At 54.7% G+C, this 14,551-nt stretch carries 16 protein-coding genes; 11 read left to right on the top strand and 5 right to left on the bottom strand.

All coding sequences use genetic code 11. The features are described 5' to 3' along the window. Positions 1 to 3: 3 nt before the first annotated feature. A complete protein-coding gene (locus ONV78_RS09835) occupies positions 4 to 1,713 on the bottom strand; it encodes an EAL domain-containing protein (RefSeq protein WP_279502944.1) in 1,710 nt (569 codons plus the stop codon). A gap of 218 nt (positions 1,714 to 1,931) precedes the next feature. On the opposite strand from ONV78_RS09835, the gene ONV78_RS09830 reads away from it, so the two are divergent. From ONV78_RS09830 to ONV78_RS09790, 9 genes are all read left to right on the top strand, one after another. Then, positions 1,932 to 3,785 (top strand): TonB-dependent receptor, encoded by a 1,854-nt coding sequence (locus tag ONV78_RS09830; RefSeq protein ID WP_279502943.1) that lies wholly within the window; start codon positions 1,932 to 1,934, stop codon positions 3,783 to 3,785. A 3-nt stretch (positions 3,786 to 3,788) separates the two neighbouring features. Next, the gene (locus ONV78_RS09825) at positions 3,789 to 4,331 is read left to right on the top strand and encodes a YfiR family protein (protein WP_279502942.1); all 543 of its coding nucleotides are present in this window, start codon (positions 3,789 to 3,791) and stop codon (positions 4,329 to 4,331) included. A gap of 1 nt (position 4,332) precedes the next feature. Beyond that, on the top strand, positions 4,333 to 6,711 hold the full coding sequence (locus ONV78_RS09820; protein WP_279502941.1) for a response regulator: 2,379 nt from the start codon (positions 4,333 to 4,335) through the stop codon (positions 6,709 to 6,711). 10 nt (positions 6,712 to 6,721) lie between these two features. Then, positions 6,722 to 7,087, top strand: coding sequence for a response regulator (locus ONV78_RS09815; RefSeq protein WP_279502940.1), 366 nt, complete (start codon positions 6,722 to 6,724; stop codon positions 7,085 to 7,087). A gap of 77 nt (positions 7,088 to 7,164) precedes the next feature. After that, complete coding sequence (locus ONV78_RS09810; RefSeq protein ID WP_279502939.1) at positions 7,165 to 7,563, top strand: response regulator; 399 nt, start codon at positions 7,165 to 7,167, stop codon at positions 7,561 to 7,563. A 167-nt stretch (positions 7,564 to 7,730) separates the two neighbouring features. Continuing rightward, positions 7,731 to 8,303, top strand: a complete 573-nt coding sequence (locus ONV78_RS09805; RefSeq protein WP_216739490.1) for a DUF4136 domain-containing protein — start codon at positions 7,731 to 7,733, stop codon at positions 8,301 to 8,303. Between the two features lie 65 nt (positions 8,304 to 8,368). Then, positions 8,369 to 8,920, top strand: coding sequence for a DUF4136 domain-containing protein (locus ONV78_RS09800; protein WP_279502938.1), 552 nt, complete (start codon positions 8,369 to 8,371; stop codon positions 8,918 to 8,920). 200 nt (positions 8,921 to 9,120) lie between these two features. Next, positions 9,121 to 10,101 (top strand): triacylglycerol lipase, encoded by a 981-nt coding sequence (locus ONV78_RS09795; protein ID WP_216739492.1) that lies wholly within the window; start codon positions 9,121 to 9,123, stop codon positions 10,099 to 10,101. 129 nt (positions 10,102 to 10,230) lie between these two features. Continuing rightward, positions 10,231 to 11,292 carry a lipase chaperone family protein gene (locus ONV78_RS09790; protein WP_279502937.1) on the top strand — a complete coding sequence of 354 codons (1,062 nt, stop codon included), beginning with the start codon at positions 10,231 to 10,233 and terminating at the stop codon, positions 11,290 to 11,292. Positions 11,293 to 11,336: 44 nt separating this feature from the next. Here ONV78_RS09790 and ONV78_RS09785 read toward each other — a convergent pair whose 3' ends face one another. The 3 genes from ONV78_RS09785 to ONV78_RS09775 are packed head-to-tail and all read right to left on the bottom strand — an operon-like array spanning position 11,337 to position 12,345. Beyond that, complete coding sequence (locus ONV78_RS09785; RefSeq protein ID WP_279502936.1) at positions 11,337 to 11,723, bottom strand: RidA family protein; 387 nt, start codon at positions 11,721 to 11,723, stop codon at positions 11,337 to 11,339. Between the two features lie 33 nt (positions 11,724 to 11,756). Continuing rightward, positions 11,757 to 12,005: a DUF2798 domain-containing protein gene (locus tag ONV78_RS09780; protein ID WP_279502934.1), complete on the bottom strand. Its 249-nt coding sequence runs from the start codon at positions 12,003 to 12,005 to the stop codon at positions 11,757 to 11,759. A 43-nt stretch (positions 12,006 to 12,048) separates the two neighbouring features. After that, complete coding sequence (locus ONV78_RS09775; RefSeq protein WP_279502932.1) at positions 12,049 to 12,345, bottom strand: putative quinol monooxygenase; 297 nt, start codon at positions 12,343 to 12,345, stop codon at positions 12,049 to 12,051. A 118-nt stretch (positions 12,346 to 12,463) separates the two neighbouring features. On the opposite strand from ONV78_RS09775, the gene ONV78_RS09770 reads away from it, so the two are divergent. Together ONV78_RS09770 and ONV78_RS09765 are read left to right on the top strand one after the other, a co-directional pair. Beyond that, positions 12,464 to 13,414, top strand: a complete 951-nt coding sequence (locus ONV78_RS09770; RefSeq protein ID WP_216739497.1) for a LysR family transcriptional regulator — start codon at positions 12,464 to 12,466, stop codon at positions 13,412 to 13,414. After that, the gene (locus ONV78_RS09765; RefSeq protein WP_279502931.1) at positions 13,411 to 13,974 is read left to right on the top strand and encodes a hypothetical protein; all 564 of its coding nucleotides are present in this window, start codon (positions 13,411 to 13,413) and stop codon (positions 13,972 to 13,974) included. The genes ONV78_RS09770 and ONV78_RS09765 overlap by 4 nt, the downstream gene beginning before the upstream one ends. Positions 13,975 to 14,111: 137 nt before the next feature. On the opposite strand, the gene ONV78_RS09760 is transcribed toward ONV78_RS09765, so the two are convergent. Continuing rightward, a complete protein-coding gene (locus tag ONV78_RS09760) occupies positions 14,112 to 14,525 on the bottom strand; it encodes a VOC family protein (RefSeq protein ID WP_279502929.1) in 414 nt (137 codons plus the stop codon). Between the last annotated feature and the right edge of the window lie 26 nt (positions 14,526 to 14,551).

The following is a 14,551-nucleotide window of genomic DNA, read 5'->3' as shown; positions in this document are numbered from 1 at the left end:
GAATCAGGGTTGTGAGGGCTTCAAGCCATAGCGCAGCATGTCCGTCGCGATGGTCGCCGGGACCGGTTTGCTGAAGTAAAAACCCTGGGCTTCGTGGCACCCCAGTTCGCGTAATTTTTCCAGTTGCTGAACGGTTTCGATGCCTTCCGCGATAACCTTGAACCCCATGTGCTCGGCGATCGCCAGGATGGCTTTGACGATGGCGATATCGTCGCTGGATTCACAGATATTGCTGATAAAGGAGCGGTCGATTTTGAGGCGGTTGAACGGGTACTTTTTCAGATATTCCAGATTGCTGTATCCCGTGCCGAAATCGTCGATGGCGATATCGAACCCCTGTCGCCACAGCGCTTGCAGTTGCCCGCCGCCTTTGGGGTCCATCAGGCTGCTTTCAGTCAGCTCCAGTTCAAAGTCGTTCGGAGACAGGTGATAGCGGCTGAAAACGTCGACAAAATCTTCGGTGAAGTCGTCTCGATACAGTTGCACCGGTGAAATATTTATCGCCATGCGCACCCTGGGCCCCATCCTGCGCCAGGCGACGATCTGCTGGCAGACCTGCTCGATCATCCACAGACTCAGGTCATAAATGTGTCCATTCTCTTCCGCCAGCGGGATAAAACGCGCAGGGCTGATAAAGCCTTTGTCCGGATGTTGCCAGCGTAGCAGGGCTTCAAAGCCAACCAATGTCTCTTTATGTATGTCCACCAGAGGTTGGAAGTACACCTCAAACTGTTGTTCGCGCATGGCCTGAAACAGCGCCTGGGACAGCCACCAGCGCTCGTAGTTCTCCGCATCCATTTCCGGAACGAACTTCTTCAGCAGGTTGCCGCCTTCTTTCTTGGCCTCCAGTAACGCCATTTCCGCTTTATTGAAAAGAACGCGCCATTCTCGCGAAGGCATGCTGGGCGGCATGTAGCCGATAGAGAATTTCAGCAAAAACTCTTGCGACTGGATCATAAACGGCTGTTGCAACCGGTGCTGCAACAAACGCAGCTGGGAGGCAGCTTCGTTCTCAGAGGCTTCCAGCACGACGCCGAACTTGCCTGGTCCGAGACAGCCCATCAATATGCCAGGCGGAAAAATGGCGGACATGCGCTCGACTACCGTGCGGCTGATCTGTTTTTCGGAGGTATCACGATCCTGGCTGCTGAGCAGGCCGATCAGGGTTTGGTCCAGGTCGACTTCACACACGCCGACGCAGAATGAACTGTCTTTTTTCTTCTTGAACAGCGTGTTGGCGATTTCCAGCAGGATTTCTTTGCGCGGCAGGCCGGTGACCGGGTCGTATTGCTCAAGCAGACGAATATTCTGATTCTGAAAGTCATGCAGCTTTTTCAGCTTCAGCAGGTTGTTGACCCGGGCGCGGAGCTCCCGGCGATTAAACGGCTTGCTGACATAATCTTCCGCGCCAGCCTCAAGTCCCGATACGCAGGAGTCCCTGTCCGCCAGTGCGGTCAGCAGAATAATAGGGATATGTTTCCAGGCTTCATGAGATTTGATCTCCCGCGTCAGCTCAAACCCATTTTTACCCGGCATCATTACGTCCAGGATGATCAGGTCCGGCTCATAACTGGCGACGGTTTTCAGTACGTCGCAACTGTTGTTCAGCTCGTGAACGTCACAACCTTCCGCGCGAAAGATATCCGCCAGCAGTCTGGTGTTGCGCTGTTCGTCATCGACTATTAACAGCCTGCTTCCCTCGAGCTGGAGCATAAGGTTCTTTTCCATCGCCTGATCTTTAAAGTCTAGTCAAGAATTGCAGCAAATTTAACGTCTCAAATCAGGACTTTTTGTAATAGGTGAGTTGTTTCTAATGCGATGGAGAGGGGGCGGATTCGACTGGCCAAGCCGCTAAGGCCGCTGTGTGTTTTTTTGTTAATTTCCAGCTTGTTTCTATACTGAGATTAACGGTTCAAGGGAGTTTCGAGGATATGAAACAACGACCGTCCGACCTCGCGAAAATAGCTGGATGTTGGCTGATGGCGCTATTTTCCACCACGGTATCTGCGTCAAGAGATGACCTGGTGCTGGATATTAAAGGCGCCAGTCTGGAGCAGCTTATGGGGCTGAAAATCTCCACCTTGTCTCGCAAGCAGGAATTACTCGCCAGAGCCCCGGCGGCGGTTTACGTCATTACCCGGGACGATATCCGACGCATGGGCGTCACTCATATTGCGGAAGCGCTGCGCTATGTTCCCGGGCTTGAAGTGAATCGCTTTGAGGGAGGCAAGTGGAGTGTGAGCGCCCGCGGATTCAGTTCCGCCACCACCAACGCGAATAAGATGCTGGTGCTGATCGACGGGCGCAGCATTTATAGCATGCTGTATTCCGGCGTGTTGTGGGAGGAAAAGGACGTCATGCTGGAAGACGTGGACCGCATCGAAGTGGTGCGTGGACCCGGCGGCACCTTATGGGGCGCCAATGCGGTTAACGGCGTCATCAACATTATCACGCGTAACGCCGCGGAGACGCAGGGTGGGGCGGTGACTGTCGGAGCAGGATTGGAGGAACGCGGTCTGTATCAACAGCGTTATGGCTGGAAGGTTGGTGAAGAAGGTTTTGCGCGGATCTATGGCAAAGGGGTCTATCGCGACAATAGTGGCGGCCTGGGGACGGAAGACGACAGTGAACATCTGCAAACTGGGTTCAGAGTGGATCTGGGGCGCGGCCGTCAGGATGAATACACGATTCAGGGAGACTACTATCGGGGCGAAGCCGGCTCGACGGAGGATTTCCACGGCGGCAATCTGATGTTCAATTGGAGCCATGCTTTTTCTGAGCAGCGTAGCCAACAACTGCTGTTTTATTTCGATAACACTGTGCTGGAAACCACCGGCCTCGACGATAAGCGCGATATCTGGAACCTGGAATACCAGCTGCGCAATCAGTTTGGGCTTCACGATGTCGTAGCGGGACTGGGTTATCGGGTGGTTCATGATGAAGTTCTGTCGCCTTCGGAGACATCCGGCTTAAGACCGGAGAGACGGAGTGATGAGGTCAAGAACCTGTTTATTCAGGATGAAATCAAACCCTTCGGCGAGAATTTTCGTGTCATCGCGGGAACCAAATATGAAGTGAATGACTACTCCGGCGAGGAGTGGCAGCCCAGTGTACGACTGGCTTATGACTTCCCTGACGCCATTCTCTGGGCGTCCTGGTCCAGGGCGGTGCGCGTGCCGACGCGACTGGAGCACGACCTGTATGCGCCGGGATTGGTGGGGGCTCAGAGCCTGCTGCCGGAGCGCGCTAAATTTTACGAGTTCGGGGGCCGAAAATCCTGGAAGCAGTGGACGCTGGACCTGTCCGCCTATCACGGCGAGTACGATGATCTAAGAACGGTAGGGCCTAGTGGCATCCACAATGAAATGACCGGCGATGTCCGAGGCGTAGAAGTCTCATTGGATTACAAGCCAAACCCCATCTGGCGGTTGCGTCTCAACGCCAGTCATATGGAAATGGATATGGAGCCAGACCCATCCAGCGTTTCACTGGTCAGTGCGGAGAGTCTCGAAGATGCGTCCCCCAGAGACATGGCTCAATTGATTTCTTACTGGGACATTTCACCCTCTTGGAGTTTGAACGCCTACCTGCGTTATGTGGATCGCATTCAGTATTCCAATATCCCCAGCTTTCTTGTGGCTGACCTCAGCGTGGTGTGGAAGCCGACGGAAGACCTGCGCGCGCAATGGGTTCTGCGTCATTTGGGAGACCCGCATCCGGAGTCAGTGGGTCTGAATGGCGAAGTCGAGTCTGACGCCGCGTTTTATCTGGGCTGGGAGTTTTAGCGGATGCTGACTCGACAGATGAGCTGGAAATGGGCGAGCGGCTTGGCGGCGGCGATTACCTTGTCACTTTCCGCCCTGGTTGGGGCGGTGGATGTCGAGTATCAGATCAAAGCTTCTTATCTTTATAACTTTATGCAGTTTGTCAGCTTTCCTCAGGAGTCCCTGGCTCACGATGGTCAGATCAAAGTCTGCATCGTTGGCGTAAACCGCTTCGGCGACGCGCTGGATGAAATAAACGGGGCCAAAGCGCCGCAAGGGACAGTCGTCGTCAGCAACCTGGGACGATACCGACCCGACCTGCCGATATATGGCTGCAACGTGCTGTTCCTGTCTTCGTCGGAAGAGAGGGAAACGGAGCGGATTTTAAAGCTGGTGGATGTGCGCGAAGTGCTGACCATTAGCGAATACTCCCCATTTATCTCCTTTGGCGGTTTGATCGAGCTGTACCAGAAAGATGACAGCATACGCTTCAGAGTCAACGCGTCTCTGGTCACGGAAACCAAATTCAAAATGGCGGCGCAGTTGGTGCAATTGGGAGTGGAATAACATGCAAGATGCGCAAGCGACGGAGTGGAGCTGGTGGCGGCGAGTTAGCATTCGCGCCAAGATGCAGATAGGCGTTCTCGGTTTTGCGCTGCTGCTGTTAGTGATCTGCGCGACCACCCTGACGGTGATGGCGAATCTCTATTTTCATCAGAAGATGCGCCAGGATCTGCAAATGCTCAGCAAGGTGCTGGCGGAGAACAGCGGCGCGGCGCTGACTTTCAATGATGCGACCTCCGCCGGCAAGGTGTTGTCGGCGCTGAAAGAAAATGCCTCTGTGGAGGCGGCAGCGTTATATCAAAATGGGGACGCCAAGGCCTTCGCGGAATATCCGCAACACGGCGCTGCGGTTGGTCTGGCGGCGATGGCGGGTAAGGATGGGGTTTGGCTGCGACAGGAATTTTACGTCACCTCGACGCCCGTGAAGGTGAATGAGGAAACCGTCGGATATCTGGTGCTGAAATCGAATCTGCAAGAGTGGGACAGATTCAAACAGAAGCTGTTGAGTTTATTTCTGGTGCTGATCGGCGGCATGCTGGCTCTGACGTTGCTGGTGTCCTATTGGCTGAAGTCTCATATAACGCAGCCGTTGGCGTCGCTATCGGAGTGGGCGATGCAGGTTTCCAAGCACAAGGACTTCAACGCCCGCGCCAGCAAGCGCAATGAGGATGAAATCGGACATTTGGTGGACAGTCTCAATGTCATGTTGTCGGAGTTGGCGCGGCAGGAAACCATCGTCTCGCTGAACCGGGAGCTGGAGTGGGAGATTCAGGAGCGCAAAGTGGTGGAGAAAGACCTGATCGCCACGCGCAATCGGGCGGAGGAAGCCAACAAGGCGAAAAGCCGTTTCCTCGCCAATATGAGTCATGAACTGCGCACGCCGCTCAACGCGATCATCGGTTACAGCGAAATGCTGCAGGAAGTCGTGGCGGAGGACGATTATGAGAGAGAGGAAATTCTCGATGATATCGGCAAGGTGCGCTCCGCTGGTAAACACCTGCTCAGTCTGATCAACGACATCCTGGATATCTCCAAGATTGAAGCCGGCAAGATGCAGATCAGCATTGAGGCGTTCAGCATGGAGGATTTGGTGGATGAAGTGGCCGGCGCATTGCGGCTATTGGCGGATGAACGACGCAATAAGCTGGTTGTGCGCGGCGCTGGCGAAGTCGGCGTGGTGCATAGCGATCTGGTCAAAGTCCGGCAGATCCTGTTTAACCTGTTGAGCAATGCAGTCAAGTTCACCCAGGACGGCGTTGTGGAGCTGATATGCGAACGGGAGTCTGCTGAAGGGGAGGACTGGATGTTGTGCAGGGTGCGCGATACGGGAATCGGTATCAGCGCCAGCGCGATCAAAGAGCTGTTTCGTCCTTTCAGTCAGGCGGACCCTTCCACTACGCGCCGCTACGGCGGCACCGGCCTGGGACTGGCGATCAGTCGCTCCTACGCCACGATGCTGGGGGGGGAAATCAGCGTTACCAGTAAAGAAGGCGAAGGCTCGGAGTTCTGCATACGTCTGCCCACCACGGCTGAAATCCACGGTCCGGAAGAGCGCACCGAGGGCGGGGAGACGGTGGCGTCCAAGCCGCCGTTGGCTGCGTCAGACACGGCGACGCCTGCGTCTAATGCGATGACTGGAGCCAGGCTGTTGCTGATCGACGATGACCCCACAGTGCATGACATCCTGAAACATCAACTGAACAAGCATGGCTTCCTGGTCAGCTCGGCGCACTCTGGCGCTGAGGGCCTGACTTTGGCGAAACAGGAAGAGTTTGACGTCATTGTGCTGGACATATTCATGCCAGGACAGGATGGCTGGCAGGTGTTACAGATGCTGAAATCCGATACAGCGACGGCGCATATTCCTGTGGTCATGCACACCATCGAGTCCAACGCGCAGAAGGGATACGCCCTGGGCGCGTCTGATTTTCTGGTGAAACCGATCAACGGCGCGCGCCTGTTGTCCATCCTGCAGCGCTTTCAGAAAAAAGATACTGGCATGAAAGTGCTGTATGTGGATGACGACGTACACAGTCTGGAGCTGGTGCGCGCGTACATGCATGGAACCGGGTGGAATCTGATCATGGCGGAGGACGGCCGGGAAGGCTTGGAAAAGCTGAGTCAGAACCCGGACGTTTCTATGATTTTGCTGGATTTGATCATGCCGGAAATGAACGGTTTCGAATTTCTTGAACAGATCCGCCGCAATGAGAAAACCGCGGATACGCCTGTCATTGTGATCTCCGCCAGAGATTTAACCCAGGCCGAGCGCAGCCTGTTGCGACAGCACACCCAGGCGGTGCTGCGCAAAGGCATGTATGACAAGAGTGCGCTGCTGAGCCGCATCAAGGAAGTGCTGGAGGAAAGGATGCCGGTAAGTTAGGGAGAAAGTCATGACGTTGCTGCTGATTGTCGAAGATAACGATATGAATGCGGACATGCTCACGCGTCGACTGCGTCGGAAAGGATACGACATCGCGCTCGCCTGCGACGGCGGCGAGGCGGTGACCATGGCGCAGGAATGCCGCCCTGCGCTGATCCTCATGGATCTGAGCTTGCCCGTGATCGATGGCTATGAGGCGACTCGAAGGATAAAGGAAGGCGGAGGGTGCGACGCGCCGATCATCGCGCTGACCGCTCACGCCCTGGCGGAAGATCGCGATAAAGCACTGGCGGCGGGATGCGATGATTACGAAACCAAGCCGGTGAATTTCCCCCGCCTGCTGGAAAAGATCGAGCGCTTTTTGGCGGCGGAATAACGGAATGAAAAGACGTTTCAGCGAAGATCGGGCAAAGGGTGCGCGCTGGATGGGCGGAAACGGTTGTGGAGATGGCGATGGCCCAAACGACAGATGTGCTGATAGTTGAAGATGACCCGGCCTCCAGACGTTTGCTGCTGGATGTCCTCGAAAATGCAGGCTACCGCTGTCAGGCCACGGATAACGGCGAAGAGGGCGTGGGGCTGGCGTCCGAGTTGTCGCCTCGGGCGATCCTCATGGACATCAAACTCCCAGGCGTCAGCGGTATCGTCGCCGCCGGCCGCATCAGAGAAGCGGAATCGCAACAGCGGAATCAAGCAGATAGGCGGGCCATGTTGATCATTGGCATGTCCGCCCACGCCATGAAAAACGATCTGGAGACTATCGAACAGGCGGGATTCGATTACTTCATCACCAAACCCTTTAGTTATCGCGTGCTGTTGCAGTACTTGCAGGAAAACCTCGCCATCGACTAAACGGATCATTGAGCGCACATCGCTTTGAATTGGCGCTCAATGAGAGTCTATTACCAATTGTTCATGGAAAATGCCCAGACCGGGCAATATTGTAGGAGTAAGTTGCAAATTCCGCTGGAGGCAGCGCTGGTTGCGTTCCTCTAACGGGCGCGTCATGGGAGCGCTTTATGTTTCACAAGCGAATGCTTGGCGGGATATCCGCCATTTTGGTTACGTTGACCTTAACCACCAACCTGTCCGGCTGCGCCACGAAAGCGGCGCGATATGACTATCAGCCCGGCAGAGACTTTTCCTCTCTAAAAACCTATGCCCTGACGCCGCCCAGCGTTAACGGCGGCGCGACCACGCTGAGCGACGCCCGGGTTGAAAACGCCATACGCCTGTTTATGCAGAACAAAGGCTTTCAAATGGTCGACAAGGCCAAAGCGGATGTCTGGAGCACCTGGCGGATCAAAGAGGAAAAGGAAATTCGCCGCGATGGAATCAGTTATGGTTTTGGCTATGGCATCGCGAGCGGCCGCACCGGCGTTGGCATCAGTCTGGGAACCCGGCCGCCGGCGGAAGAGGTGATGCGAGGCAAATTGGTGCTGGAGATGATCGATCCGCAGAACGCCAATGTTATCTGGAGCGCGGAGGCCGCTCGTCCTTTGAGCGAGAACGATACCCCGGCGGCTAAGGAAGCGGAAATCCGCAAGCTGGTGGGAGAAATGCTACAGAATTTTCCACCGAAAGACGCCTGATGGCATGAGTGATAGATTAGGCGTCAGGCTGACGCTGGTTGTGGAATGTAGGTGAGGAGACCTCAATGAACCTGTGCGGACAACTGAATTGGCTAAGTCGTGTGGCGACGCTGTGCGCGCTACTGCTGTTGGGCGGCTGCGCCGGTTATCAAGTGCGTGGCGATTACGCCGAAGAGTTCGACTTCTCCAGCATCCATACCTACCGCTGGGCGACGCAGAATCGCGACGCTCAGGGAGTGGTGGGACTGCGCGAACAGCGCATGCGTCAGACTGTCGAGCAGGCGCTGCAAGGTGAAGGCCTGTCTCCTGCTGAGTCGGCGGACGTGCTGGTGCGTGTCCTGTATCGCATTGATGACCGGCGGGAATTCCGTCAGGAGCCTGGGTTTGGGTTCTGGCGGCCTTTCTTTTCGCATGATCGCGATGTGGTGGAGCATGACTACCAAATGGGCGTGCTCACAGTGGAAATGATCGAGCCCAGTACGAATCGCGTCGTATGGCAGGGCTCTTCATCCAGGCGTATGAGTTACGACCAGACCCCTGAAGAAAAGATCAAAAACCTGGAAGAAGAGGTGCGCGCCATCTTCGAGCGCTATCCGCCGCAGCCGGCGGCGCAATAGTCTTTCCGGCTTCCTCGTCCTGTCAAAGCATCCTGCCGGGATGCTTTTCCCTGATCCCGAGACCGGGAAAATTTCTTTTTCGTGTGTTGTCAGGAAGAGTCACCCATACAGGTGATTCTTTTTCGTTTGTCGCTTTATTAACCTGAAAACGCTGTTGAGAAGTACAAAAATAAACATTAACGAAAGCAGAAGGTAGCGTAATGGAAAAAATAACGCACGCTGTATGTTTGGTCGTGGCAGCTTCACTCTCCTCCCTCTCACACGCTGATGGATGCAGCGCCTGGGCGGGTTCTTCAGATGGTTATACCGATACTCAACATCCCTTTCTGATGGTGCATGGCATTACCGGTTTCGATACCGTCGGCGGATTGTTGGGATACTTTCACACCGTGCCTATGAATCTGTGTCGTAGCGGCGCTGATGTGGTGATCGCCAGCGTATCGCCGTTCAACGATAGCGAACAGCGCGGTTTGTCTTTGGCGGACGATATCAATAGCGGCGTCTATGGCGATGCGGTGAAGTACAACGTTTTCGCCCACAGTCAGGGTTCGCCCACCACACGCGCCGCCATCACGTTTGACGCGCACGCCAATGGGGAAGGGCAAGGGCATATCGCCTCGCTGACTTCCGTGGATGGCGTCAACAATGGCTCCCGGGTGGCGGATATGATTCGCGGCGTCATTCCTGCGGACAGTTCCATTGAAGGCGGCGTCGCTGCGGTGGCGAACGCCTTCGGCGCTCTGATCGCCTGGATTGCGGGGGACGAGCATCAGCAAGACTCCATTGCGGCGCTGGATTCACTGACCTCAGTCGGCACTGCGGATCTCAACAGTCGTCACCCTTATGGGACTGCGTCTGGAGAGTGTGTGGAGGATCGCGATACCGTTGTGACTTATCGCGGCAATGAGATCCGTCTGTATTCCTGGGCGGGAAGAAGCGTGATGACCAACATTCTGGATCTGCTGGACCCGTTTCTCTTCACCACCTCATTGGCGTTCGGCGGGCAGCCCAACGACGGTATGGTCTCCGTCTGTTCGCAAAAATTGGGCGAATACCTGGGTGACTACGACGCCAACCATATCGACGTGATTAATCACGTGATGGGCGTGGGCTCCATCTGGCATAACCCGGTGTCGCTGTACCGCGTACAGGCCAACCGCCTGAAAAATATCGGACTCTAACCAGTAGTTTGAGCAGTGCGCCCTCACTATGACATGCGGTGAGCGCGCGCTGCGATTTGTCCCCCCGAGTTAATCGTAACAGTATGTTATAAAAATCAGGACGTTATAAAAATAAAAAGGAACCTCGCCATGAAAAATCTCTCCCTCGCCTTGTGCGTTGCAGCGCTGGCTGCCGCGGTGTTATTGCTTCTACAACCTGACGTCACTGAATCTCCCGTCGCGGCGGAAGCCAATCCCGAGGGCTCTCAATCAATGGGAGCTGGCGCAGTTAATGAGCCGCAGCCCCCCAGGCTTTCTCAATCCGATGCGCCAACGACGACGCCGGCATGGAATGGCGCCAACTTCGCCCGCGCCCTCGCTGGGACAGATATCGACGGTGATCTGCGAGTGGATGAGAATGGTCTTTTGATCATGGACATACAGGTGAAGGATTTTTTTGATTACTTCTTCCTCGCCGTCGGCGAGCGTACGTCGGAAGAAGTGGTCGCGGAGATTCGGCGACGTATTTATGAGCGGTTGCCGGGGCCGGCTGCAGAACAGGCGATGGGCTTGCTGAACGACTACATCTCCTATCAGGAGCGTATAGGCGAATTGATGGCGGCTCCGTTGGCGCCGGCGGAGAGCCAGAACTATGAATACTATGCATCGGTAATGGCGAACACCTTCGAGCAGCTGAAGTCACTGCGTCGGCAAATATTCGCCCCCGATGTGGTCGACGCCTTTTTTGGCCTGGATGAAGCCTATTCCGGTTATGCGCTGGCGGTTATGCAAGTGAAGGCGGATGCGCAGTTGAGCGACAGTGAGAAGGTCAGCCAAGTGGAGGCCTTGCAACAAAAACTGCCGGCGCAGATGCGCGACGCCCATCTTCAGGCCACGCAGCGGGAGAGTCTGACGCGGGAGGCGCGACGCATGTACCGGGAAGGATATGACGCGGACAGTGTGCGACAGGCTCTGCGAGGGCAGTTTAGCGATGAAAAGGCGGAAAAGATCATTGCTTATTATCAGAGGCAAGATGAGTGGCGCGCCCGCCTGGATGATTATCAACGCCGCAAGCAGGATATCCAGGCGGCTGCGCGTACCGATGCGGAAACCGTCGCCGGACTTACACAGTTGCGCAACAGCCTGTTTACCTCAGAGGAATTGAAGTTGGTGGATAGTTACGACGCAATCGACAGGAAAGCCGCACAATAGGATAAACCCTGAGCGACGCTGATGGCTTGAAGGTGGCGGCGTTGTTAAAGCGCCGCCACTGCTTCGATCTCAATATCCACCTCGGGAGAGAAAAAGCCGCTGACTTCCACCAGCGTACTGGCGGGGTAGGCGCCCTGATAATGTCTGTTGAGGCCCTCCCTCACCAGCGCGAGATGTTCGGTGGACTTGATGTAGGCCGTGACCTTTAGAACTCTGTCCAAACCAACGCCCTCTGCCTCAGTGATGCGCCTGATTTGAGCGAAAATAGCGTCGATCTGCTGATCCATCGGTTTGCTGACGCCACTGTCGTCATACGCTGTCAGCCCACTGATGAACAGCAGGCCGTTGAATGCGGTGGCGTGACAGTAAGGCCCAACGGGCTGCCCCAGCGCTGAATAATTTTGACGCCGGATTGGTTGCTTGTTTTCCATGTATCGACTCCCACTGTTTGCATTTTTTAGAAGTTAAGAGTCCGACCTGCGGCTTAATGTGGCGCTCGCCGCCATCAACTTCTCGGTGACTTTATTAACCGTCGGCCCCAGTGCGAAGGCGATGGTGAAAGCGGTCGGCCACGCCAACAGAAAGGCGCGCATCCAGTGTGCGGTGAAATCTCCCTGTAAACCCAGGTTGAGAAAAGTCACCCATGCGCTCATCAGAAAACTGAGAGCTAAAGACATGGTCAGGCTGTAGAAAAAACGAAATTTTACTGACATAAATTTCTCCTACTGATTACGAACGGAACTCAAGGTTTGCGGGTCAACCTGCGTTTTGATTGACTGGCGAATGCACGACTATTTTCTCGACTTGCGTCAGATTGAGAGCCATATAGCGCCGGGTGTGTTCATAGGTGAAGTGCTGGTCCAGCGCCTTTGGGCTTATCCATGACTCCCAAAGGATAAAGTGAGTGGGGTCGGCGGCGTCCTGGAAAATCTGGAAGGTCAGACAACCTAATTCTTTCTGCGTGTCCGCCTCCAGTTGCGCCAGTTCCCGGCGGATTAAATCCGGGTCGCTTCCTTCTGTGGCGCGTATGTGGGCGGTTAGATGGTGGGGCATGTTTGACCTCTTAATCCTTGTGAAGGGTTGACGTTATTAACTAAGGCCGACATGCTAGTGCCATTCATAAATAGAATATACGCGTATAAATTAAATCTTAAATTCCAAATTTGAAATCATGCTTGATGACTTGGCGTTATTCATAAAAGTGGCGGAGCTTGGTAGTTTTTCTAAAGCGGCTGCGGCTGCCGGAGTTCCCGCGCCGACGTTAACGCGGCGGGTGCAGAAGCTGGAGGCCGAACTGGGATGTCAGTTATTGCATCGCTCCGCACGACGATTGCAACTGACTGCAGCGGGGCGAAAGGTATTTGATGAGTCGTACCTGCATCTGTCCAGCCTCGATAAACAAATGGCGTTGATAAAAAAGGATATTTCGGCGGAAGAGGGCGAGGTCCGTGTGTTGGCCCCGGTGAACTTGGCCAATGGGCCGCTACGCCCTTTGTGGGGGGACTTTATGTCCCGTTATCCCAATATTCAGCTGACTTTGCAGCTAAATAACAGGGTGGAAGATTTCACTGGTTCGCAAGCGGAGCTGGCGGTGCGCGTCGGACCGCTCGCCAATTCCGCATTACGGCAAAGACTCCTTGGGTCGATCCGCACGGTACTGGTGGCGACGCCTGACGCCGCCGCGGAAATCGAGGCGCAAGGCGCAGAGTTAACCCCTTCAGAACTGGGACGCTGGCCCTGGGTGGCTTCAATCTCCGAGAGCATTCGCCGTCTGCGTCACCGCCATACAGGCGAGATGGTGAATATTGACTGGCGTCCTCGCGCTCACATCAACGACCTGTCCCTGGCGATCGATATCCTGAAAACTTGCGGAGGGTGGATGTTATGTCCCGTTTCCCTGGTCTGGGAGGACCTGCAACGCGGCGACCTACGGCAGATACTGAGTGATTGGGAGGGAGCCAACAGGGAAGTGCATGTGGTTTGGAACGACCGCAATATCCTGCTTAGACGCACCCAGCTGTTACTGGATTTCCTGACGGAAGAAACCAGACGCATACCGAGCTTGCTTGGTGAATTGCCTGCTGTATCAAAAGCCCGTAGATCGGGATTGGAGAGCAAATGAGTAACTTTGAAATTATTGACGTCATCACTTCACCGATAGGCGAGGACTATTTCCCCGAGCATTTTTTAAGGGAAAGCCAATACATAAGACAGATTCAATATGCTTCCTCCCCCAAAGCAAGCAGTAATGCAATACAACATTACAGGGGAAGCGTAGATGCAAACTGGCATGGGTGGTTGGAAGCTTATATCAGGCTTGTCGCCGAAGGACGTTTTCCCTATCTCTGGCCTTTGAGGCAGTACGGTCTGGGTTTTGATTTCGCTGGACAATTGGATGACTTCAAAGACGGCGCAAGTTTTTACTCTCTAGGTAGCGACCCCATTGGAGATTGGTTTGTTATGTCTATCGACACAGGATCTTGGGTCCATTTATGCGATCACCATGTTTATACATTGTATGACGGTTGGGATACGCCGAACCACCTGTTGGCCTGGGCTTTGAGAGTGGTGTTGGGCGATGAGTACGAGATTACGGCTGACGAACTTAGAGACCATTGGCGCACCAGGAAGCAACGTATAAACGAAGAGACGCTTGAAAGAATTATTGATGATTTGAGTTAGGCCGATAGGCTCTTTTTGTTTCTTTGAAAAGCTGAGAGGTATTGAGCGCTTGGGTTTCTGCCGCTATTTCAGATCAGTGTCTTGCCTCTTATGTTTAAGCCATGTCGCGTTACGACATGGCTATATAACTATTAATTTTACTTGTCCTCAGGCCCAACCCAGGCGTGAGGATTCCAGGCGATTTCCCACAGGTGGCCGTCAGGATCGGCGAAATAGCCGGAGTAGCCGCCCCAGAAGGTGTCTTCAGCGGGTTTGACCAGTTTGGCTCCGACCTCGACGGCCTGTTGGATCTGTGCGTCTACTTCTTCCTTGGACGCCAGATTATGGGCGAGGGTGACGCCTTTGAAGCCTGAGCCGTTGTCAGGCACTGTCGCATCTTCCGCCAGCAAGTGACGAGGGTAGAGGCCCAGCCAGGTCCCGTTGAGGGTGAAAAACGCCACATTGGCGCTTTCCGTTGGCATCTTGGGCAGACCCAGGCCTTTCTCGTAGAAGTCCACGGAGCGCTGTAAATCCTCAACGCCCAGTGTGATCATGCTGATTCTTGGTTTCATTGCGCCTCCATGTACATTGGGACTGA

It is taken from the genome of Hahella sp. CR1, from assembly GCF_029813005.1.
In the GTDB taxonomy this organism is placed as follows: domain Bacteria; phylum Pseudomonadota; class Gammaproteobacteria; order Pseudomonadales; family Oleiphilaceae; genus Hahella.
Note: the sequence above shows the minus strand (reverse complement) of the source record. Positions and strands in the feature narration are given on the sequence as shown.